At 67.2% G+C, this 22,181-nt stretch carries 20 protein-coding genes; 3 read left to right on the plus strand and 17 right to left on the minus strand.

Annotated elements, in window-relative coordinates; genetic code table 11:
• Positions 1-131: 131 nt before the first annotated feature.
• The 14 genes from AX730_RS08605 to AX730_RS08670 all read right to left on the minus strand — a co-directional run bounded on the left by AX730_RS08605 (position 132) and on the right by AX730_RS08670 (position 14,076).
• Positions 132-542 carry a hypothetical protein gene (locus AX730_RS08605; RefSeq protein ID WP_157074170.1) on the minus strand — a complete coding sequence of 137 codons (411 nt, stop codon included), beginning with the start codon at positions 540-542 and terminating at the stop codon, positions 132-134.
• A 149-nt stretch (positions 543-691) separates the two neighbouring features.
• Complete coding sequence (gene rnhB / locus AX730_RS08610; protein WP_062354850.1) at positions 692-1,291, minus strand: ribonuclease HII; 600 nt, start codon at positions 1,289-1,291, stop codon at positions 692-694.
• Positions 1,292-1,444: 153 nt separating this feature from the next.
• Positions 1,445-2,647, minus strand: a complete 1,203-nt coding sequence (gene lpxB, locus AX730_RS08615) for a lipid-A-disaccharide synthase (protein ID WP_062354853.1) — start codon at positions 2,645-2,647, stop codon at positions 1,445-1,447.
• On the minus strand, positions 2,647-3,435 hold the full coding sequence (gene lpxA, locus AX730_RS08620; RefSeq protein WP_062354855.1) for an acyl-ACP--UDP-N-acetylglucosamine O-acyltransferase: 789 nt from the start codon (positions 3,433-3,435) through the stop codon (positions 2,647-2,649). Before lpxA ends, lpxB begins: the two co-directional genes overlap by 1 nt.
• A gap of 1 nt (position 3,436) precedes the next feature.
• Positions 3,437-3,892 (minus strand): 3-hydroxyacyl-ACP dehydratase FabZ, encoded by a 456-nt coding sequence (gene fabZ / locus AX730_RS08625; RefSeq protein ID WP_062354858.1) that lies wholly within the window; start codon positions 3,890-3,892, stop codon positions 3,437-3,439.
• Complete coding sequence (gene lpxD, locus AX730_RS08630) at positions 3,892-4,911, minus strand: UDP-3-O-(3-hydroxymyristoyl)glucosamine N-acyltransferase (RefSeq protein ID WP_062354861.1); 1,020 nt, start codon at positions 4,909-4,911, stop codon at positions 3,892-3,894. Before lpxD ends, fabZ begins: the two co-directional genes overlap by 1 nt.
• Before the next feature lie 116 nt (positions 4,912-5,027).
• On the minus strand, positions 5,028-7,508 hold the full coding sequence (bamA, locus tag AX730_RS08635) for an outer membrane protein assembly factor BamA (RefSeq protein ID WP_062355084.1): 2,481 nt from the start codon (positions 7,506-7,508) through the stop codon (positions 5,028-5,030).
• Positions 7,509-7,630: 122 nt separating this feature from the next.
• Positions 7,631-9,007 carry an RIP metalloprotease RseP gene (gene rseP, locus AX730_RS08640; RefSeq protein ID WP_062354864.1) on the minus strand — a complete coding sequence of 459 codons (1,377 nt, stop codon included), beginning with the start codon at positions 9,005-9,007 and terminating at the stop codon, positions 7,631-7,633.
• Positions 9,008-9,020: 13 nt separating this feature from the next.
• The gene (locus AX730_RS08645) at positions 9,021-10,208 is read right to left on the minus strand and encodes a 1-deoxy-D-xylulose-5-phosphate reductoisomerase (RefSeq protein WP_062354867.1); all 1,188 of its coding nucleotides are present in this window, start codon (positions 10,206-10,208) and stop codon (positions 9,021-9,023) included.
• 2 nt (positions 10,209-10,210) lie between these two features.
• Entirely contained in the window at positions 10,211-11,071 is an 861-nt protein-coding gene (locus tag AX730_RS08650) for a phosphatidate cytidylyltransferase (RefSeq protein WP_062354871.1), read from the minus strand.
• A gap of 13 nt (positions 11,072-11,084) precedes the next feature.
• Positions 11,085-11,843 (minus strand): polyprenyl diphosphate synthase, encoded by a 759-nt coding sequence (gene uppS / locus AX730_RS08655; protein ID WP_062354874.1) that lies wholly within the window; start codon positions 11,841-11,843, stop codon positions 11,085-11,087.
• Between the two features lie 8 nt (positions 11,844-11,851).
• A complete protein-coding gene (gene frr, locus AX730_RS08660; protein ID WP_062354878.1) occupies positions 11,852-12,409 on the minus strand; it encodes a ribosome recycling factor in 558 nt (185 codons plus the stop codon).
• A 533-nt stretch (positions 12,410-12,942) separates the two neighbouring features.
• Positions 12,943-13,668 (minus strand): UMP kinase, encoded by a 726-nt coding sequence (pyrH, locus tag AX730_RS08665; RefSeq protein ID WP_062354880.1) that lies wholly within the window; start codon positions 13,666-13,668, stop codon positions 12,943-12,945.
• 51 nt (positions 13,669-13,719) lie between these two features.
• Positions 13,720-14,076, minus strand: a complete 357-nt coding sequence (locus AX730_RS08670; RefSeq protein WP_062354883.1) for a cupin domain-containing protein — start codon at positions 14,074-14,076, stop codon at positions 13,720-13,722.
• Positions 14,077-14,141: 65 nt separating this feature from the next.
• Here AX730_RS08670 and AX730_RS08675 point away from each other — a divergent pair, with 65 nt between their 5' ends.
• On the plus strand, positions 14,142-14,837 hold the full coding sequence (locus AX730_RS08675; RefSeq protein ID WP_062354884.1) for an AIM24 family protein: 696 nt from the start codon (positions 14,142-14,144) through the stop codon (positions 14,835-14,837).
• A 21-nt stretch (positions 14,838-14,858) separates the two neighbouring features.
• On the opposite strand, the gene AX730_RS08680 is transcribed toward AX730_RS08675, so the two are convergent.
• The 3 genes from AX730_RS08680 to rpsB form a co-directional block, all read right to left on the minus strand.
• On the minus strand, positions 14,859-16,352 hold the full coding sequence (locus AX730_RS08680; protein WP_062354887.1) for a GGDEF domain-containing protein: 1,494 nt from the start codon (positions 16,350-16,352) through the stop codon (positions 14,859-14,861).
• Positions 16,353-16,556: 204 nt separating this feature from the next.
• Positions 16,557-17,435 carry a translation elongation factor Ts gene (gene tsf, locus AX730_RS08685; protein WP_062354890.1) on the minus strand — a complete coding sequence of 293 codons (879 nt, stop codon included), beginning with the start codon at positions 17,433-17,435 and terminating at the stop codon, positions 16,557-16,559.
• A gap of 198 nt (positions 17,436-17,633) precedes the next feature.
• Positions 17,634-18,437, minus strand: a complete 804-nt coding sequence (gene rpsB, locus AX730_RS08690) for a 30S ribosomal protein S2 (protein WP_062354893.1) — start codon at positions 18,435-18,437, stop codon at positions 17,634-17,636.
• Between the two features lie 322 nt (positions 18,438-18,759).
• On the opposite strand from rpsB, the gene map reads away from it, so the two are divergent.
• Positions 18,760-19,536 (plus strand): type I methionyl aminopeptidase, encoded by a 777-nt coding sequence (map, locus tag AX730_RS08695; protein ID WP_062354896.1) that lies wholly within the window; start codon positions 18,760-18,762, stop codon positions 19,534-19,536.
• Positions 19,533-22,175, plus strand: coding sequence for a [protein-PII] uridylyltransferase (glnD, locus tag AX730_RS08700; RefSeq protein WP_062354898.1), 2,643 nt, complete (start codon positions 19,533-19,535; stop codon positions 22,173-22,175). Before map ends, glnD begins: the two co-directional genes overlap by 4 nt.
• Positions 22,176-22,181 lie beyond the last annotated feature (6 nt).

Raw genomic sequence — 22,181 nt, forward strand, 5'->3', positions numbered from 1 at the left:
GCATGGCGGAACCGGCCATGCAGGGCAAAAAAAGGCCGCCTGGGGAAGGCGGCACAGGGGAAAACCCGAGGGCTCGGGGTGGGGTGGGTGCGGCTCTCTGCGGAGTCGCGCCCGGATTCAATGGAGACGTATCAGTGGATACGGAACATCGGCACCGGTTCCGGCGCATAGCTGCTGAAGCGCACGTGCCGCAGGTGGGATTCCAGCGCCGCTTCGGCATGTCGCGCGGCTTCCCAGTCGGCCCGGGTGTAACGCAGCGCTTCCTGTGGGCAGCCGCGCAACTTCGCTTCGAGGGTGCGCAGGCGACGGAAATCCAGGTAGCGCGTGGTTTCGTCGGCGACCATCAGCCAGGTGGCTTCATCCAGCGACGCGCCGGCCGGGTCGCGCAAGGAGGCCAGCGCCTGCAGTAGGCGCGTGCGAAGGATGGAATCCTGCGACCAGTCGCGGTCGGCCAGCAGGCTGCGCAGCAACTGCACGCGTGCGTCGTCGACGGGGTGAGGTGGGGAGGAAGATGAAGAAGCGACAACGTTCAGCAGGGTCATGGCGCACCTCGTGGGGGAGAGGGCTCCGGCGTGGGGATGGCGCCGGATGCAGGACCATGGTGCCGCCGCGATGCGATGTGCGCGCCTGCTGGAAGCCATCGTGACCATGGGCACCGTGCCGATCGTCACGCGGGCGATCGTGCGTGTTGTCAGCGCCTGTCGAGCGCCTTGCGCACAGGCGCAAAGCTGCGCCGGTGCTGCGCGCAGGGGCCGTGCAGTGCCAGTGCGGACAGGTGCGCGGGCGTGGGATAGCCCTTGTGCACGTCGAAGCCATACTGCGGGAACGTCGCGTGCAACTGCACCATCAGGCGATCCCGCGACACTTTGGCGAGGATCGAGGCGGCCATGATCGCCGGTTCGATGGCGTCGCCACCCACCAGCGTCTCGGTCATGCAGTCCAGCCCCTTCGGGGCGCGATTGCCGTCGATGCGGACAAGTTCGGGAAACGGCTGCAGCGCCATGACGGCGCGGCGCATGCCTTCCATCGTCGCCTGCAGGATGTTGAGGCGATCGATCTCGTCGGGTTCGACGAAGGTGACGTGCCAGGCCAAGGCGCGTTCCTGGATCAGCGGGAACAGTGCCTCGCGTTTCGCTTCACTGAGCTGCTTGGAATCGTTGAGGCCTGGAATGGGGCGTGCCTCGTCCAGGATCACCGCCGCTACCGATACCGGGCCGGCCAATGGGCCGCGTCCCGCTTCGTCGACGCCGGCGATGAGACGGATGATCGCCGGTGGAAACAGCGATGCCATGCTCAACGCACGATGCTCCTTGTGGGAGCGACGTAAGTCGCGACCGCGGAAACGACCGCCACGGAAACTCCTCTCGTAGCACGAGCGGATGCAGAAGGGCGTTGTCTGGCGGTCGATGATGACGTCGCGGCAGTCATGGCGTGCGGTCGCGGCTTACGTCGCTCCTAATGAGGGACCGATCAACGCCTTCACCGCCTCGGCGGCGCTCGCCGAAGCATCCTGCCGCAGTTGTTGATGCAGGCGCTGGTACGTGGGCTGCAACGCGGCGACGGCCTCCGGTTCATGGAACCAGCCCAGGACGGCCGCTGACAGCTTTTCAGGCGTGCAATCGTCCTGCATCAGTTCCGGTGCGATGTCCTCGCCCGCCAGCACGTTGGGCAATGCGTAGCGTTCCACCTTCAGCAGGCCCAATCCCTTGACGATGCGGTAGGTGAGCGGCGCGATGCGGTAGCCGACCACCATCGGCCGCTTGCACAGCATCGCCTCCAGCGTCGCCGTGCCGGAGGCGAGCAGGACAACATCGCTGGCGATCATCGCCTCGCGTGCGCGCCCGTCCAGCAGATGCCACGCGGCATCGGCGCCATGCACGGCGAACTGCGATTCCAGCGCCTGCCGGCAGGCCGCGTTGGCGGCGGGCACGACGATCTGCAATCCCGGGACCTGCGCAGCCACCAGGCGCGCGGCATCGAAGAAGGCCGGTGCGAGTCGTCCGATCTCGCCAAGCCGACTGCCGGGCAGCACGGCCAGCACCGGCGCATCCGCCGGGAGGCCGAGCGCGGCGCGTGCCGCGGCGCGGTCCGGCTGCAGCGGGATGTCGTCCGCCATCGGATGGCCCACGAAACGCGCATCCACGCCGTGCTTGGCGTAGATCGGCGGCTCCATCGGAAACAGGCAGAGCACGCGGTCCGCACTGCGGCCGATTTTCTCTGCGCGCTTCTCGCGCCAGGCCCAGACCGACGGGCTGACGTAATGCACCGTGCGGACGCCGCGTTCCTTCAGCCAGCGTTCGATGCCGAGGTTGAAGTCGGGCGCGTCGATGCCGACGTAGACATCGGGTTTCCAGTCCAGCACGCGCTGGCGGAACGCCTTGCGTAGGCGCAGCAGGCGCGGCAGGTGGCGCAGCACTTCGGCCAGACCCATGACGGCGAGTTCGTTCGCATCGAACCAGGTCTTGCAGCCGGCGGCGCGCATCGCATCGCCACCGATGCCGGCGAATTCGGCATTGGGGTAACGGTGTCGCAACGCAGCGATCAGGCCTGCACCCAGGCCATCACCGGAAGCTTCGCCTGCACACAGCGCGATACGCAGTGGCACCGGCGCAGGAGTCGCGTTGCCCGGCTCCCGCACGGCGTCCATCAGCGCTGCAGCGGCCGGTCGCCGCTTTCGATGAAGTGCAGCAGCGCCTTCACGTCATCGCTGGCGCTGGCCTGCTCGGCCAGTTGCTGCTTGGCTTCCGCCAGCGGCAGACCGGCCACGTACAGCGTGCGGTAGGCGCGCTTGATCGCGGCAATGCGGTCGGCATCGAAGCCGCGTCGCTTGAGCCCTTCGCTGTTGATGCCACGTGGCCGGCCGGCGGCATCGCCGGCGACCATGGTGAATGGCGGCACGTCGCCGCTCAGCAGCACGCCCATGCCGATGAAGGCATGCGCGCCCACACGGCAGAACTGGTGCACGCCGGCGAAGCCGCTCATGATCACCCAGTCCTCGACGGTCACGTGGCCGGCCAGCGTGGAATTGTTGGAGAACACGCAGTGGTTGCCGACGATGCAATCGTGCGCCACGTGCGTATACGCCAGCAGCATATTGTCGTTGCCGACGCGGGTGATGCCGCCGCCGGTGACGGTGCCACGGTTCACGGTGACGAACTCGCGCACCTGGTTGCGGTCGCCGATCACCAGTTCGACGCGTTCGCCTTTGAACTTCTTGTCCTGCGGGTCGCCGCCGATGGCGGTGTGGCCGACGAAGACATTGTCGCGGCCGATGCGGGTGGGGCCGGTCACCGTACAGTGCGGTCCGATGACGGTACCGTCGCCGATCTCGACCTCGGGGCCCACATAGGCGAACGGACCGATGCGCACGCCTTCGCCCAGCGTCGCGCCGGGATCGACGACCGCGCTGGGATGGATGGCGGTGGGGGCGCTCATCTCAGCGGGTGTCCTCGGCGCACAGCACGTCGGCGCAGGCGACCTGTTCGCCGTTGACCGAGGCCACGCCGGTGTAGAAGGCCATGTTGCGGATCAACCGTTTCAGGGTGACGTCGAGGTCCAGACGATCGCCGGGCACCACCATGCGGGTGAAACGCGCGTTCTCGACCTTCACCATGTAGAACATGCGGCCCGCGGTATCGCCCTGGTGCGACAACTGCGTCAACAGGCCGCCGGCCTGCGCCAGCGCCTCGATGATCAGCACGCCCGGCATGATCGGGCGGTCCGGGAAATGGCCGGTGAAGAAGGGCTCGTTCTGGGTGATGTTCTTGTAGGCCAGCACACGCTTGTCCTTCTCGAACTCCACCACGCGGTCCACCAGCAGGAACGGATAACGGTGCGGCAGCAGCTTGCGGATGGTGGCGGCGTCGATCGGTAGTTGCAGGTCTAGGGTCATCAGGATTCCTTGTCGGCTGCCAGCACCCGTCGTGCGAGGGCGTCCAGTTGCTTGAAGCGGGCGGCGTTCTTGCGCCAGGTACGGTTGTCGGTGAGCGGCGTGCCGCTGGAGTATTCGCCCGGCTCGGTGATGGAACTGGTCACCAGCGACATGGCGGTGACCACCACGCGGTCGCAGATCTCCAGGTGCCCCAGCACGCCGGCGCCGCCGCCGATCAGGCAGTAGCGGCCGATGCGGGCGCTGCCGGCGGCGGCACTGCAGCCGGCCATCGCGGTGTGCGCCCCGATGCGGACGTTGTGGCCGATCTGGATCTGGTTGTCGAGGCGGACGTCTTCTTCCAGCACGGTGTCATCGAGCGCGCCGCGGTCGATGGTCGTATTGGCGCCGATCTCGCAGTCGTCGCCGACCACCACGCCACCGAGCTGCGGCACCTTGATCCAGTGCCCGCTGTCCATCGCCAGGCCGAAACCGTCGGCGCCGATCACGGCGCCGGGATGGACCAGCACGCGCTGGCCCAGCCGCACGCGCGTGACCAGGGTGACGCGGGCGATCAGGTCGCAGCCATCGCCGACCACGCAGTCGTCGCCGATCACGCAGCCAGGGCCGATGACACTGCCTTCGCCGACGATGCTGTGTGCGCCCACCATGACGAACGGCCCGACGTAGGCGCTGGACGCGATGCGTGCGGTCGGGTCGATGACGGCGCTCGGATGGACGCCGGGCTCACGGGCGGATTTGCGTTCGAACAGTGCGGCCATTTTCGCGAAGGCCGTGTACGGATCCTTCGCGACCAGTACGGTGCCGGCGGCCTCGCCGGCGTCATCGGCGCGCAATACCACCAGGCTGGCGCGACTGTCCGCCAACTGGGCGCGGTAGCGGCTATTGGCCAGGAAGGCGAGCTGCCCCGGTTCTGCACGCGCCAAGGTCGCCACGCCATCGATGCGGAGGTCCGCATCGCCACGCAGCTCCAGGCCGAATCGTGCGGCCAGGTCACCGGAAGTGAAAGAGGGAAAGGTCATAGGGCGCGTAGTTTAGCCCCTGCCGCCCGAGAACCGCTTTCACGGTAGCGTATGGTGGACGGCAGAAGGGGAGCTTTCGCCCCCCTTCCCGTCATCCTGGTCGTGCTCGGCTTCGGTCAGAACGCGCCGCCGAAGGTGAACTGCAGGCGTTCCAGCTGGTCGCCTTCCTCGTTCTTGATGGGGAAGGAATAGCTGATCGAAATCGGGCCGACCGGCGCACGCCAGAGCAGGGCCACGCCAGTGGACGCACGTAGTTCACCCGCATCGAAGTTGTCCACGCCGTTGAACACGTTGCCGAAGTCGAAGAAGGCGGAAACACGCGCGGCGTTGGAGTCGAACAGCTTCGGGAAGATCAGTTCCACCGAGCCGGTGGTCTTGAACGAACCACCCAGCGGCTGGCCCCGGTAGCCTGAAATGACTTCCGAGCGCGGGCCCAGCGTGTTGTCGCGGAAGCCGCGTACCGAGCGCGTGCCGCCAGCGTAGAAGTTCTCGAAGAATGGCAGGCCGGTGGCGACCAGTGTCTTGTCCAGCGTGCCGCCATCGCCGCAGGTGCCGTCGGCGGCCGGCGCCGTGGTGGTGCCCTGGCCCGGGATCTGCGGATCAGATCCGTTCACGCGGCAGATGTAGCGGTACATGTCGCTGCCGTAGCTGTCGCCGTAGCCAAGTACGGCCCGGGTATTCAGCACGAATGAAGGGCCGAGCGACCAGTACTTCGAGAACTCGTAGTTGAGCTTGTAGTACTGCGCGGTCGAGCCCGGCAGCGTAACCTCGGCCGACACGCGCTGGTAGGTGCCGCCGGTGGGCATGAAGTAGTCATTGCGGGTGTCGCGCGCCCAGCCCAGTTCGGTGCGCCACGCATGGAACGTGCGTTGGCCGACCGCATCGATGTAGTTGGTGATCGAGCGCGGGGTGGAGCCGCCGAAGGTCAGGATTTCGTTGCTGTCGATGCCGAACAGCAGCGACACCGAGTCGTTCTCGGTGATCGGCAGGCCCAGCACGCCCTGTGCGGCCGCGCTGGTGGTGGAGTACTGGGCGGTGTTGAAGCTCGAGTAGTCGAACTCGCGCCACCACAGGTTGTAACCCAGTGACATCCCTTCGTCGGTGAAGAACGGATTGGTGTACGAGAACGAATAGCGCTGCAGGTAGTTGCTGCGCTGGGTTTCGACCGATACGCGGTTGCCGCCGCCCAGGAAGTTGTTCTGCGAGAGCTGGATCGAGGTGGTCAGGCCGGACAGTTGCGAGTAGCCCAGGCCGAACACGAAACTGCCCGACGTGGTTTCCTTCACGCTGAAGACGATGTCGACCTGGTCGTTCGTGCCCGGTACCGGCGTGGTTTCCACGTCCACCGTCTCGAAGTAGCCAAGGCGGCGCAGGCGGACGCGCGAGCGGTCCACCGCGACCTGCGAGAACCAGCTGCCTTCGAACTGGCGCATTTCGCGACGCATGACTTCGTCGGAGGTGCGCGTGTTGCCCTTGAACACGATACGCCGGACGTTGACGCGCGGGCCCGGTACCACCTGCAGGTTGACCGCGACGGTACGATTCTCGCGGTCGATGGTCGGGATCGGGTTGACCTGCGCGAACGCGTGGCCGATGTTGCCCAGCGTGGAGGTGATCGAGTCGGCCGTCATTTCCAGCAGGATGCGCGAGAATATCTGCTCCGGCTTCACGATCACCAGCTTCTCGATCTCTTCCTTGGGCAGCACGGTGTCGCCGGTGACCTTCACGTCGGAGATCTTGTACTGCTCGCCCTCGGTGATGCCGGCGGTGACGAACATGTCGCGCTTGTCGGGGCTGATCGACACCTGCGTGGAGTCGATATTGAAGTCAACGTAGCCGCGATCCAGGTACCACGAGTTCAGGCGCTCCATGTCGCCCGACAGCTTTTCCTTCGAGTACTGGTCGTCGCGCCGGTACCACGAAAGCCAACTGGACTCCTTGGATTCCCAGTTGTCCAGCAGGTCTTCGGTGGCGAACTTTTCCGCACCGACGACGTTGACGTGCTTGATCTTGGCAGCCTTGCCTTCCTTCACCGCGATGGTGACGTCCACGCGGTTGCGGTCCAGCGGGCTGACCGTGGGCGTGATCTCGACGTTGTACTTGCCGCGGTTGTTGTACTGGCGCACCAGTTCCTGGGTCACGCGATCAAGACTGAGGCGATCGAACGTCTCGCCTTCGGCCAGGCCGATGTCCTTCAGGCCGGACATCAGGTCTTCGGTCTTGATGTCCTTGTTGCCGGTCAGCGTCAGCTTGTTGATGGCCGGGCGCTCGGTGAGGGTCACCACCAGGATGTCGCCCTGGCGGTCGAGCTTCACGTCTTCGAAAAATCCGGTCTTGTAGAGGGCTCGGATCGATTCCGACACGTTCGCTGGCGTCACCAGGTCGCCGCGCTCGATCGGCAGATAGGTCAGCGCGGTGCCGGTCGAAATGCGCTGCAGGCCATCGATGCGGATGTCGGTCGCGGTGAACGAGGCGTTGCTCAATGGCGCGGCGGCCACGGGCGCGGCAGCGGGTTCCGTCGTCTGGGCCAGTGCCGGCAAGGCGATGGCCGAAGCCAGGGCGAGGGCAAGCAGGCGGCGGGAAGGCAGTCGCGTCATCATCACATCCGGTTGGGGTGGTTCCTGCAGTGCAGGAGTGGATCGCAAGGAAGCGGTCCTGGGTGTCGCCAGGCAGGGGGCGGCCACCTTGGAGCGGGCCGGCCCGTGGAAGTTCAGGGGCATCAGGTCACCAGACGCGTCATGAGACGAAGGATGTCGTTGTAGAACGCCAATCCCATCAGGCCCGCCAGTGCCGCCAGGCCCACGTATTGTCCGGCCACCATGTGGCGCTCGCTCAAGGGGCTGCCCTTGACCAATTCAATAAGGTAATACAGCAGGTGCCCGCCGTCCAAGACGGGGATCGGCAACAGGTTGATGATGGCCAGGCTGAGCGACATGGCCGCCAGGAACCAGAGGAACCAGTCCACCCCGCGCTGGGCCGACACGTTGGCGACCTGGGCGATGGTGATGGGGCCGGATACGTTCTTCAGCGATGCCTCGCCGGTCAGCATGCGGCGGATCATGCCCAGTGAGTCGGCGGTAAGCTTGCCCGTCTCGCGCAGGGCGGCCGGGACGGCGGCCAACGGCCCGAAATGCAGCCGGGTATCGTACGCCGGCATCCGGACCTCGCTGGGCGGTGCCAGGCCCAGCGCCCAGTAGTGCGGTTTGCCGGCATCGGGATGCTTCGTCCAGCGCGGCGTCAGTTCGAACGCGAGCCGCTGGCCGTTGCGATCCACCTCGACCATGGCGCTCCCGCCACGCTTGCCGAGCGCATCGACCTGGCGGGCGATGTCATCAAAGCCATGCACCATCTGGCCATCGACGGCGGTCACCGTGTCGCCGGCCTCCAGGACGCCGTCGGCCACCGAGCCGGGCGTGACCTTGCCGATGACCGCCGGCGTCACCCAGTGCTGCCAGACCAGCCCGCTCAGGCCGACGGCGTTTTCCTGGTCGAACCCGGCCGGCAAGCGGGACAGCGGCAGGGTTCGGGTCGCCGTCGTACCGGCAGTGGTTTCGACCTCCACCGGAAGGTCATCGCCATCGATGGCAGCCTTCGACAGCACGATGGACGCATCGGTCCAGGTGTCGATCGTGCGATCACCGACCCGGATGATCCGGTCGCCACGCTGGAAGCCCGCGTCGGCCGCGAGGCCCGATACGCTGCCCACCGTGGCCGAGTAGTCCTGCTTGCCGATCACGAACATCGCCCACAGCAGAATCACGCACAGCAGGATGTTCGCCAGCGGGCCGGCCGCGACCACGGCGATGCGCTGCCAGACGGATTTGCGGTTGAACGCCTGGTCCAGCTGCGCGGCAGGAACGTCGCCCTCGGCCTCGTCCAGCATCTTCACGTAACCGCCCAGCGGGATGGCGGCGATCGCGAACTCGGTGCCATGGCGGTTGCGGCGCGACCACAGTGGCTTGCCGAAGCCCACCGAAAAGCGCAGCACTTTCACGCCGCAGCGGCGTGCCACCCAGTAGTGGCCGAATTCGTGGAACGTGACCAGTACGCCCAGCGCCACGATCATCCACCAGATTGAGCCCAGCACTTCACTCATCGGATGTCGGCGCTCATGGTGAGAGATGCCCTGCGAGGTTGCGTTCGGTCAATCGACGGGCCTGCCCATCCGCCGCCAACAACGCATCCAGCGAATCGGCAGGCGCCGCAGGCATCGCAGCGAGGGCATCCTCGACCAGCGCAGGGATGGATAGGAAACCGATCTGGCCCTGAAGAAAGGCTGAAACCGCGACTTCGTTCGCAGCGTTCAGGACGGCTGGCGCGGTACCGCCGGCCGCCATGGCCTCCCACGCCAATCGAAGGCAGGGGAAGGCCTCCATGTCCGGCGCCTCGAAATCCAGTCGTGGGTGCTTCAACAGGTCAAGACCGCCCACCCCGGAGCCGATGCGCTCGGGCCAGCCCAGTCCGACGGCGAGCGACGTGCGCATGTCAGGCAGGCCCAGCTGCGCGAGCGTCGAGCCATCGATGAACTCGACCAGTGAATGCACCAGGCTCTGCGGATGCACCAGCACGTCCAGTCGATCACGGTCGACGTTGAACAGGTGATGGGCCTCGATCAGCTCCAGGCCCTTGTTCATCAGCGTGGCCGAATCGACCGAGATCTTGGGCCCCATCGACCATTTGGGGTGGGCCACGGCCTGGTCGCGCGTGACGTGCGCGAGTTCGGACCGGCGGCGGCCACGGAACGGGCCACCCGATGCGGTCAGCACGATGCGGCTGACCTCGGTCTGAGCCTGTCGTGAACGCAGGCACTGGAAGATGGCGTTGTGCTCGCTGTCGATCGGGATGATCTCGGCGCCGGATGCCTCCGCGGCGGCAGTCACCAGCTCGCCGGCGAGCACCAGCGACTCCTTGTTTGCCAGCAGCAGGCGCTTGCCGGCGCGGGCGGCCGCCAGTGTCGACGACAGGCCGGCGGCGCCCACGATGGCGGCCACCACGATGTCGCAGGCCGGTTCCGCGACCAGCGCGTCAAGCGCCGCCATGCCCGCGTGCGGCCGTGTGTCCAGACCGGCATCGGACAGGCCATCATGCAGCCGCTCGTAGAGGCGTTCATCGGCGATCACCGCATGGTCGGGGCGGTGTGTGCGGCAAAGGGCGACCAGGGCGTCCACGTTGTGGCCTGCCGCCAGCACGCTGGCGCGATACCGATCGGCATGGCGCGCGATGACGTCCAGCGACGACGCGCCGATCGAGCCCGTCGCGCCCAGGACCGCCACATTGCGGGGTGCGTGCACGGCCATGCTCAGAATCCGAAGATTTCCTTGCCCAGCACGAAGATCGGCAAGGCTGCGAGCACGCCGTCGATGCGGTCCAGCACGCCGCCGTGGCCGGGGATCAGGTCGCCCGAATCCTTGGCGCCGACATGCCGCTTGAGCAGGCTCTCGAACAGGTCGCCGACCACCGAGAACAGCACCGTGAACACCGCCACGACCAGTACCCCGGCCAGTTGGCCCACGCCAGCACCCGCGATCAGCGCACCTGCGGCTGCCACCAGCATGCCCGCGGCCAGGCCACCGAGCAGGCCTTCCAGCGTCTTGTTCGGGCTGATCCGCGGCGCCAGCTTGCGGCCCGCGAACCAGCGGCCGCCGAAATGGCGGCCCGCGAAATAGGCGCCGCTGTCGGCCGCCCACACGATGGCCAGCGCGACGAACAGCCAGATATGGCCGTTGGGCTGCGACGAGTGGATCAGGCCCAGCGCGCACCAGGCCGGCACCACGGCCAGCGTGCCCGCCGCCAGCTTGAACACGCGGGCCCAGGTCTCGTGGTCGGAGGCGAAATTGAAGAAGCGCAACCACAGCAGCGCCAGCAGCCACCAGACGACGCCGGCCAGCGCCATCAGCCGCAGCGGCACCAGGTCGGTGGCATCGCCGGAGCCACGCGACGCCCAGACCAGCGCCACCATCAGCAGCAGGTTGGCGGTCAGTAGCACGGTGCGTTGCAGGGTGTCGTCGATCTCGGCGAGCTTGAGCCACTCCCACAAACCGACCAGGAACACCAGCGTGGCCAGCATGACCAGCCATTCGGTGCGCAGCAGGAGAATCGCCCCGATGGCGAAGGGCGCCATCACCAATGCGGCGATGACACGGGTGCGGGTGGCGCTCATGCGGTGCTCGCTCTCATGCGGGGCTGCTCTCGGTCGCGCTGCCGGTCACCTGGGCACTGGTCAGGCCGAAGCGGCGCTCGCGCTGCGCGAAGTCGTCCAGCGCGCGCTGCAGCAGCGTCGCATCCAGGTCGGGCCACAGCACGTCGGTGAACCAGAGCTCGGTATAGGCCAGCTGCCACAGCAGGAAGTTGCTGATGCGGTGGTCGCCGCCGGTGCGGATGAACAGATCGGGCGGCGGCAGGTCGGCCAGCGCGACGTGCGCACCGAGCGCGGCTTCGTCGATGTGTTCCGGTTGCAGGCGGCCCGCCGCGACTTCGGTGGCGAGCGCGCGCGCGGCGTGCGCGATGTCCTGCCGTCCGCCGTAACTGGCGGCGATGACCAGATGCAGGCGCGTGTTGTCGCGCGTCAGCGCTTCCGCGCCGTCCATGCGTGCACGGATGTCGGGAGAAAAACGCGGGCGATCACCGATGAAGCGCACCCGGACCTGGCGGCGGTGCAATTCCTCGACTTCGCGGTCCAGCGCGTTGAGGAACAGCTTCATCAAGGCGCCTACTTCCTCCTCCGGCCGGCCCCAGTTCTCGCTGGAGAACGCGAACAGCGTCAGCGCGCCGATGCCGCGTTCGAGACAGAAATCGATGCAGACGTTGACCGCGCGCGCGCCGGCGCGATGGCCGATCACGCGCGGACGGCGGCGACGTTCCGCCCAGCGCCCGTTGCCGTCCATGATGACGGCCAGGTGGCGGGGGAGGGACACGGGAACGGCGGAGGACATGGCAGTCCTCAGACTGCCATCAGTTCCTGTTCCTTGGCCTTGACGACATCGTCGACGTCCTTGATGGACTTGTCGGTGAGTTTCTGGATCTCGTCTTCGGTCCGGCGCTCTTCGTCTTCGGTGATCTGCTTGTCCTTCAGCAGGTCCTTGACCTGCTGGTTGGCGTCGCGGCGGATGTTGCGGATCGCGACCTTGGCGTCTTCGCCTTCGCCGTGGACGACCTTGGACAATTCCTTGCGCCGCTCTTCGGTGAGGGCAGGCAGGTTCAGGCGGATGGTGGTGCCGGCCGTGTTCGGGGTCAGCCCCAGGTCGGAGGCGAGGATGGCCTTCTCGACTGCCCCGACCATCTGCTTTTCCCAGGGGGTGATGACCAGCGAGCGGGAGTCGGCGACGGAAACGGTGGCCACCTGGCTGAGCGGCATGTCGGAACCGTAGTAGTTGACCTTCAGGTGCTCCACCAGGGCGGTCGAGGCGCGGCCCGTGCGGACCTTCACCAGCGTGTGGCGGAGCGCTTCGATGCTCTTGGTCATGCGCGCTTGCGCGTCTTTCTTGATGTCGTTGAGCATCGCCCTTTCCGTTGCAAAGCCGTAAACGACCGATTATAGGGCGATTCGGTGCCGATGCCGACCGCCGGCGCGTGGTTCGGTGCGAATGATGCGGCGCGGCATCGTGCAGATCGTGGTCGCATCCGGGCTCCGCTCGATCTGCAGGGAGGCGTGGATGATGCCGGAACGGTCGTCCAGCGGCGCCGGAGAAGACCACCGGCAGGATCGCGTTGGCGAGCGGGGGAGCAGCAGGGTGGCTCGCGGCCGCTGCAGGTATGCCCGCCGCGTGGCGGGCGTCCCGCAGATGCGGCGCCCAACCAGGCCTGTGCCGGTCCCCGCGGGCCGCCCAGGTTGCGCAACGCGCGCCAATAGCGCCAGCGAGGTGGTATGGAAGCCGTTGCCCGCCTCGACGGCGGGCGGGGGTCGATCAGCGTGACCCACGCGAGCGAGCGTGTCATCGATGCACGCCCGTGTGCGCGGGAGTCGTGCCGGTGCCTGTGTCTCCTGCCGTCAGGCTGCGGACGGAGCCGGGACGGACACCATTACGGCGGCGGTCAGTTGCGGCCTTTCACCAGCGTGCCGATGTGCTCGCCACGCAGGATGCGCATCAGGTTGCCGGGTACCGACAGATCGTAGATGCGCAGCGGCACGTCGCTGTCGCGACACAGCGCGAATGCCGCGGTATCCATCACCTGCAGGTCGCGGGCAATGACGTCGTCGTAGGTCAACTGTTCGTAACGGACGGCATCGGCGTGCTTGCTGGGATCCTTGTCGTAGACGCCGTCCACCTTGGTCGCCTTCAGCAGCAGGTCCGCGCCGATCTCGATCGCGCGCAGCGCGGCGCCGGAGTCGGTGGTGAAGAACGGGTTGCCGGTGCCGGCCGCGAAGATCGCGATGCGGCCCTTCTCGAGGTGGCGGATCGCGCGCCGGCGGATATAGTCCTCGCACACGTCGTTGATCTTGATGGCGCTCATCACGCGGCACTTCGCGCCGAGCTTTTCGAGCGAGTCCTGCATGGCCAACGCGTTGATGACGGTGGCCAACATGCCCATCTGGTCGCCGGTGACGCGGTCCATGCCGCCCGCGGCCAGGCCCGCGCCGCGGAAGATGTTGCCACCGCCGATCACCAGGCCTATTTCGGCCCCCGCGTCGCGCGCTTCGATGATTTCGCGGGCAATGCGCGTGATCACGGCGGGATCGATGCCGTAGTCCTCGGACCCCATCAGCGCCTCGCCGGACAGTTTGAGCAGGATGCGGCGATAGGCGAGGGGAGCGGGCATGGGGTTCTCGGCGTGGGGCAAACAGGGCGATTCTAGCCGAGAGCCAGGCCTTCAGTCGCCGGGTTCGTAGATCGCGTAGAGCTTGCGCGCCGCTTCCTGCACCTCCCAGGTGCCGGTGAACCCGGCCGGCACGACGAAGCTCTGGCCTGCTTGCAGCAGCACGTCGCTGCCATCGTCGCCGCGCAGGCGCACGCGCCCGCTGAGCAGGTGGCAGAACTCGTGTTCGGTGTAGTGCACGCGCCAGCGGCCCACATCGCCTTCCCACACGCCACAGTGGAAGCGGTCATCGTGGGTGGAGTAGGCATTGCCGACGGCCTGCCATGGCTGGCCGTCGACCAGGCGGTCGGTGGCGACCGGCGCGCGGGTCGCGTCGTCGGGCGCATGTGGAACGGGCACGATGTGGGGCATGGGCGAGGCCTCGGGTCGGGCCCGGTATGATGAGGCTCCCTTTCGGCCGCCATCAAGGAACAGACATGAGTGTGCGCACCCTGCAGGAATTCCTCGCCTCGTCCCGGGAAAAGGACGCCACGGCCGAAGCGTTTGAACTGGAAAGCCCCCACCTGCTGGAAGTCCGGCTGGACGGGCTGGTCTGGGCCAAGGCCGGCGCGATGGTGGCGCGCAAGGGGGCGGTGAAGTTCACCCGCCAGGGCGTGCTGGAACAGGGCCTGGGCAACCTGCTGAAGAAGGCGGTGAGCGGCGAAGGCATGCAGTTGATGAAGATCGAGGGGCAGGGGCGTGTCTACCTGGCCGATGCAGGCAAGCGGATCACCCTGCTGCGTCTCGCCGGCGAATCCATCTTCGTCAATGGCAACGACGTGCTGGCGGTCGAATCAGGCATCGAAAGCCGCATCACGATGATGCGCAAGGTCGCCGGCATGCTCTCGGGCGGGCTGTTCAACGTGCGGTTGAGCGGACACGGCATCGTCGCCATCACCTCGCACTACGAGCCGCTGACGTTGCCGGTGAATGCGCAGACCGGTCCGGTGTTCACCGACCCGAATGCAACCGTGGCCTGGTCGGGTGGCTTGACGCCGGAAATCATCACCGACATCTCGCTGGGCACCCTGCTGGGGCGTGGCTCGGGCGAGAGCGTCCAGCTGCGTTTCGCGGGCGAGGGCTGGGTGGTCGTGCAGCCGTACGAGGAGCTGGCACTGCGGCCGCGGCAGTAGCCGCGGCATCGCCTCGGTGGCTCAGGCGCTGATGGTCCCCACCGAGACGCGGTTGCGGCCTTGCCGCTTGGCCCCGTAGAGCGCTTCGTCCGCGGCACGCAGCAGGTCATCGACGTGGCGGAACTGTTCCAGCGCGCCCTGCGTGGCGAGGCCCGCGGAGAAGGTGATGTGCAGCGGCTGTCCATTGACGTGGGCCATGGCCACGCCGGCGACTTCCGACAGGATGCGTCGCACCACGTGGGCGGCGGCTTCCTCGTTGATGCCCGGCAGCACGACCAGGAATTCTTCACCGCCGTAACGCGCAACGAAGTCGCTGCTGCGCACGTGCCGCATCAGCGCCTTGGCGAAGTTGCGCAGCACGTCGTCGCCGACCAGGTGGCCCCAGCGGTCGTTGACCTGCTTGAAATCGTCCAGGTCGATGAAAGCGATCGACAGCGGCCAGCCGTGGCGCGTGGCGGCATCGAACTCCTTCTCGAGCACCTCTTCCAGCTGGCTGCGGTTGTACGCGCCGGTCAGCGGGTCGCGACGGACTTCCTCGGCCAGGCGGCGGGCCCGGTCCTCGTGTTCGTCGGCTTCCTTGCGCGCGCGCGCGGCCTCCTGGATCTCGCGCAGGTTGCGCACCACCAGCAGCTCGCGCGCCTGCTCCAGGATTGCCTGGATACGGGCCGGTGGCGCGGGCGGGACGTCGAACATCGCGCAGACCTCGGGCAGGGCGGCGATCATGTCCTCGGTCAGCGCGAGGAACGCCGCGTAGTCCAGTCCCAGGCGCGTCGCGGCCTGCAGCGCCGCGGACCGATGCGCTTCTTCCGCATGTGCTTCGTCCGCACCGGCGAGCCAGATGTCGGCGACATGGCCGGACACCGCGACGCAGGCATTGAACGTGGTGTCCGATGCGGGGGATTCGCTCTCGATGACCGCTTCCCGCAGCAGTGCCGGCAAGTTCCATTGCCGCGCCAGCCAGCCTCCGACGGCGGCGTGATCGCAATCCAGCCACTCGCGTTCGGCGGCCAGCAGGGCCGCATTGTCTTCGGCACGCTCGACCAGCCGCGCATAGTCCTCACCCAGCACTTCCAGCAGCGCGAGCATGCCGATGTCCTGCAGCAGGCCGGCCAGCATCAGCTCTTCGGCCTTGCGCATGCCGGCATGCTGGCCCAGCAGGCGGCATGCCAGCGCGGCGATCACGCTGCGGCGCCAGACGCGCTCCTGTGCGACCGGATGGTTGCCACTGCCGCAACGGGCCAGCGAGAAGCCCAGTGCCAGCGTCAGCGTTGCGTTGAGTCCCAGCACCGTCAGTGCCTGCGACAGGTTCTCGACACGGCGACGGCTGGCGTAGAGCGGGGAGTTGGCGATGCGCAGCATGCGCGCGCTCAGCGCCGCATCCAGTCCGATCGCGTCGGCGGCCGTCGCCATCACGACCTCGGGATCCTGGGCCAGCTCGATGATGCGCAATGCCACGCCCGGCGGGCTGGGCAGGTTGCGGCAGTTCGACAGCTGGGATTCGAGTTCGGGACGCATCCGGAGGTGGTGGCGCTGAAATGGGTGGGCCGGCAGGATGCCAGCAAAGCGTGACGAAGTGTCAGCTTTGTAACCAGTTTCGGCGCAGATTAGGCAAACTTTAGCCGCGCGCGACGAAAGGTCGCGCCGCATTCGCAGAGTGCGACAGGCAACAAAAAAGCCGCGGTTGCCCGCGGCTTTCCTGCAGCAGCGCTGAGGCGTGGCTTACGCCAGGCCGGCCTGCTTCATCACTTCGGCGGCGTAATCTTCCACCACCTTCTCGATGCCTTCGCCGACCACCAGGCGCTGGAAGCCGATCACGTCGGCGCCGGCGGCCTTGACCACCTGCTCGACCGACTTGTCGCTGTCCAGCACGTACGGCTGGCCGTACAGGGTCACTTCGTTGACGATCTTGTTGATCTTGCCGGAGATGATCTTCTCCAGGATGTCGGCGGGCTTGGCCTTGTCCTTGTCGGACATCTTGGCCAGCTCGATTTCCTTTTCCTTCGCCACGAACTCGGCCGGCACGTCGGCGGCCTTGTTGTGCGGCGGGTTCATCGCCGCGATGTGCATCGCCAGGCCGCGGGCCAGTTCGGCGTCGCCGCCCTTGACCTCGACCAGCACGCCGATCTTGCCGCCATGCACATAGGCCGCGACGTTGTTGGCGCTGTCGATGCTGACCAGGCGACGGATCTGCATGTTCTCGCCCAGCTTGGCGATGGCGGCGGCCCGGGCTTCCTCGACGGTCTCGCCGGAGGCCAGCTTGGCGCCCTTCAGGGCTTCGACATCGGCGGCGCCGGAGGTCAGCGCGGCCTGCGCGATGGCGTCGGTGAAGGCGATGAAGTTGACGTCCTTGGCGACGAAGTCCGTCTCGGAGTTGATCTCGACCAGCACGGCCTTGCCGCCGTCCTGGGCCACGGAGACGCGGCCTTCGGCGGTGACGCGGTCAGCCTTCTTGTCGGCCTTGGCCAGACCCGACTTGCGCAGCCACTCGGCCGCGGCGTCGATGTCGGCGTTGTTTTCGGTGAGCGCCTTCTTGCACTCCATCATGCCGGCGCCAGTGCGCTCGCGCAGTTCCTTGACCAGGGAAGCGGTGATTTCCACGGGATTACCTCTATTTGGATTGGCAAAGCCCCTCTCCCGTCGGGAGAGGGGTTGGGGTGAGGGTCCGGCGGAGTCGCGACGCGTTGAGCGCCAACGTGCTTCCCGCACCCTCATCCGCCCTTCGGGCACCTTCTTCCGATGGGAGAAGGGATGAGCATGAGCCGCCGCGCAGCATGGCGCGGCGGCATTGCAGCAGGATTACTCGGCGGTGGCTTCGTCGGGCTTCTTGCCGGCGGGCTTCTTGCCCGGAGCGCGGCGGGCACCCTTGTCGTCGCCACCTTCGGCGAACTCTTCCTCGCGCACGGTCGCGGCGTTCGGCGACGCGGCCTTGCCTTCCAGCACGGCGTCGGCGGCGGCACGGGCGTACAACTGCACGGCGCGGATGGCGTCGTCGTTGCCCGGGATGGCGTAGTCGACCAGGGCCGGGTCGTAGTTCGAGTCGACCACCGCGATCACCGGGATGCCGAGCTTCTTGGCTTCCTTGATGGCGATGTCTTCATGGCCGATGTCGATGACGAACAGGGCGTCCGGCAGGCGGTTCATTTCCTTGATGCCGCCCAGCGAGGCCAGCAGCTTTTCGCGCTCGCGGCGCAGGCCCAGCACTTCGTGCTTGACCAGCTTGTCGAAGGTGCCGTCGGTCTCGGCGGCTTCCAGTTCCTTCAGGCGGGCGACCGACTTCTTCACCGTGGCGAAGTTGGTCAGCGTGCCGCCCAGCCAGCGCTGGGTCATGAACGGCATGCCGCAACGCTCGGCTTCTTCCTTCATGGACTCGCGCGCGCTGCGCTTGGTGCCCAGGAACAGGATGGTGCCGCGCTTCTGGGCAACGCCCGAGATGAAGTTCATCGCGTCGTTGAACAGCGGAACGGTCTTCTCGAGGTTGATGATGTGGATCTTGCCGCGGGCACCGAAGATGTACGGTGCCATCTTGGGGTTCCAGTAGCGGGTCTGGTGGCCGAAATGGACGCCGGCTTCCAGCATCTGGCGCATGGTGACTTGGGGCATTGCAGTAACTCCATCGAAGAGGAACCCACCGTCCGGTTCAATGGAGGACGGTGCCCGCGAGGGCGGGGTTCCGGGGTTGGGCCTCCCTGCGGCTTCCGTGTCCGAACCCTTCAGCGAAGGGCACCCCGGCACGGGTTGGGGCAGCAGGTGTGGATTCGTCGGTGTCGCCCGACGTGGGCGGTCCGGCCAGACAGTGCCGGGCGCGAAGCCGCGGGAGTATAGCGGTCTTGCCCCCGTCGCCGCAAACCGGACCCCGCCACTTGGAACGGGCACCCGGCCCTGGGCCGTTCAGCCGGGGCGTCAAATGGGGGATAATCGGCCAATGGCCATCCAGCTCAAGACCCCCGAAGACCTCGCCCAGATGCGCATCGCCGGCCGGCTCGCCGCCGAGGTGCTGCAGGTGGTCGCCCCGCATGTGAAGCCGGGCGTGACCACCGCCGAACTTGACCGCATCTGCCACGATCATATCGTCAACGTGCAGCAGGCGATCCCGGCCAACGTCGGCTACAAGGGCTTCCCTGCGACGGTGTGCACGTCGGTCAACAACGTCATCTGCCACGGCATCCCCAACGAGGCCAAGGTGCTCAAGGATGGCGACATCCTCAATATCGACGTCACCGTGATCAAGGACGGCTGGCACGGCGACACCAGTCGCATGTACCTCGTCGGGACCCCGTCGGTGATGGCCAAGCGGCTGGTGGACGTCACCCGCGAGGCGATGTTCCGCGGCATCCGCGCGGTGAAGCCCGGCGCCACCCTCGGCGACGTCGGCCACGCGATCCAGCAGTACGCGGAAGGCGAGCGTTTCAGCGTGGTGCGCGAGTACTGCGGCCACGGCATCGGCAAGGTCTATCACGACGAGCCGCAGGTGCTGCACTACGGCCGCTCCGGCGAAGGCGTGGTGCTGAAGCCCGGCATGACCTTCACCATCGAGCCGATGATCAATGAAGGCGCCCGCCACACCCGCGTGCTGCCCGACGGCTGGACCGTGGTGACCAAGGACCGGAAGCTGTCCGCGCAGTGGGAGCACACCGTGGCGGTCACCGAGGATGGCGTCGAGATCCTGACCCGCGTGCCCGGCGACGACAACGACCTGTGAGCACCCCTGCAGCCGCGAACGGACAAGCGACGCGGCTTCCGGATATCGGCCCGGATGCCGCCGATGACGCGGCATGGTCGGCGGCGGCGCGCGCTTCGCTGGGCCACACCGATGCGCGGTTGGACAAGCGATTCGACCAGGCGGATGGCATGGACCGCATCCTCGCGCTGCGCGCGCGGGCGGTCGACCATCTGTTGAAGGACGCGTGGCTGCGCTGCATCCCGGCGACTGCGCCGATGGCGCTGTTCGCGGTGGGTGGCTACGGACGCGGCGAACTGTTCCCGCATTCCGATATCGATGTGCTGGTGCTGGCATCACCCGATACCCAGCAGGCCTGCCATGGGGCGGTCGCGCGCCTGTTCGCGCTGCTGTGGGATGCGGGCTTGCCGATCAGCCACAGCGTGCGATCCGCCGGCGAATGCACCGCGGCCGCGGCGGCCGACCAGAGTGTGCTGACCGCACTGATCGAAGAACGGTTGATCGTCGGCGAGCCCGTGGACGAAGGGCAACTGATCGATGCGACCGGTCCCGCACGGGTCTGGCCGCCACGGGATTTCTTCGTCGCCAAGCGCGAGGAGTTGCGCATCCGCCATGCGCGGTTCGGCGATACCTCCGACAACCTGGAGCCCAACATCAAGGAAGGCCCTGGCGGGCTGCGTGACCTGCATACGCTGGGCTGGATGGCGCTGCGCACGTTCGGTGTGCGCGACCTGGAGGCGTTGGTCGGCCTCGGTCACCTGGGCCAGGACGAAGCATTCGCATTGGCGCGCGAACGTCGCGCGCTGGGCCGGCTGCGTTATGGCCTGCACCGCGTCGCCGGACGGCCAGAGGAGCGCCTGCGCTTCGATTACCAGAAGACGCTGGCGCAGCGGTTGGGCTTCGCCGACGACGCCGAGAACCTCGGCGTCGAAAAGATGATGCAGGGGTTCTATCGCAGCGCGGCGATCGTGCGGCGGATCAGCGACCGTTTGCTGCAGCGGTTCGAAGAACAGTTCGATGGTGAAGCGCTGCCGGAACCGCTCGGCGACGGGTTCGCCCTGCGCCGCGGTTATCTCGCGGCGCGTGATGCCGCCTGGCCCGAGGGCGACGCGGCGCGCGTCTTCGCCATGTTCAAGACATGGGCCGAGCACCCGCAGGTGCGCGGCCTGCATTCGCGCACAGCCCGCGCGCTGGCGGAGTCGTTGCCCGGACTCTCGGACTATCCGTCGGGCAGTCGCGCGCAACGGGATGCCTTCATGGCGCTGCTGCGTGGCCCGCGCGCGGTGGAGACCCTTACCCGCATGGCCAGGCTTGGCGTGCTGGGGCAATGGATCCCCGCGTTCGCGCGCGTGTCCGGGCGCATGCAGTTCGACCTGTTCCATGTCTACACCGTCGACCAGCACACGCTGATGGTGTTGCGTAACATCGCCGCCTTCGCCGCGGGCCGTGCCGACGAGCGCTTCTCGATCGCGCACGAGGTCTGGCCGCGTCTGCGCAAGCCGGAGCTGCTGCTGCTGGCGGGCCTGTTCCACGACATCGCCAAGGGCCGGGGCGGCGACCATTCGGAACTGGGTGCCGTGGATGCGCGCGAGTTCTGTGCGGCGCATGCGCTCAGCGAGGCCGACACCGCACTGGTGGCCTGGCTGGTCGAGCAGCACTTGCGCATGTCGGTGACGGCGCAGAAGCAGGACATTTCCGATCCCGACGTCATCCATGCGTTCGCCGCGCTGATCGAGGACCGCGAGCGCCTCGACTACCTGTACCTGCTGACATGCGCGGACATCGCCGGGACCAGTCCCAAGCTGTGGAACGCATGGAAGGACCGGCTGCTGGCGGACCTGTACTTCGCCGCGCGTCGCGTGCTGCGCGAAGGCCTGGAGAATCCGGTGGCCGTCGACGAGCGGCTGGATGAAGCGCGCGGCAGCGTCCGCGCCATGCTGGAACTGCAGGGTCTGTCGGCAGCGCAGGCGGATGCACTGTTCACCACCATGCCGGAAGAGAGCTTCCTGCGCTTCCGTCCCGAGCAACTGGCCTGGCAGACGCATGCCATTCGCGGCGCGACCGCCGGCGAGACGCGCGTTCGTGCGCGCCGCATTGCCGACGATGCGGATGCGATGGAAGTGTTCGTGCACTCGCCCGACCGCGACGGCCTGTTCGCCGCCATCCTCGCCACCCTCGACCGCATGGGCTTCGCGATCCACCAGGCGCGCGTGCTGGTGGGCCCGCAGGGCGCGATCTTCGATACGTTCGAAGTCCTGCCGGCTGATACGTACGCGCCCCGCGATCCTGCCGACATCGAAGGCATGCTCGGTGCGGCACTGGCGCGGCCGCTCGACAGCGTGCGCACTTCGCGGCGCGCGGTGCCACGCCAGCTCAAGCATTTCCGGTTCGCGCCGCGGATCGAGTTCGGCACCACGCCCGATGGTCGCCGGACGATCCTTGGCCTGGTCGCGCCCGATCGTCCCGGCCTGTTGTCGGACGTGGCGCAGGTGCTGCGCCGGCAGGGACTGCGCGTGCACGATGCGCGCATCGCGACCTTCGGCGAGCGCGCGGAGGACGTGTTCCAGATCACCGACGAGCACGACCAACCGCTCACCGACCTTTCCCAGCAGGACGCGCTGCGCGATGCGCTGCGCGCCGGCCTCGACACTCCCCCGTAGCAGAAT

This window comes from Pseudoxanthomonas mexicana, assembly GCF_001556105.1.
Lineage (GTDB): Bacteria > Pseudomonadota > Gammaproteobacteria > Xanthomonadales > Xanthomonadaceae > Pseudoxanthomonas_A > Pseudoxanthomonas_A mexicana_A.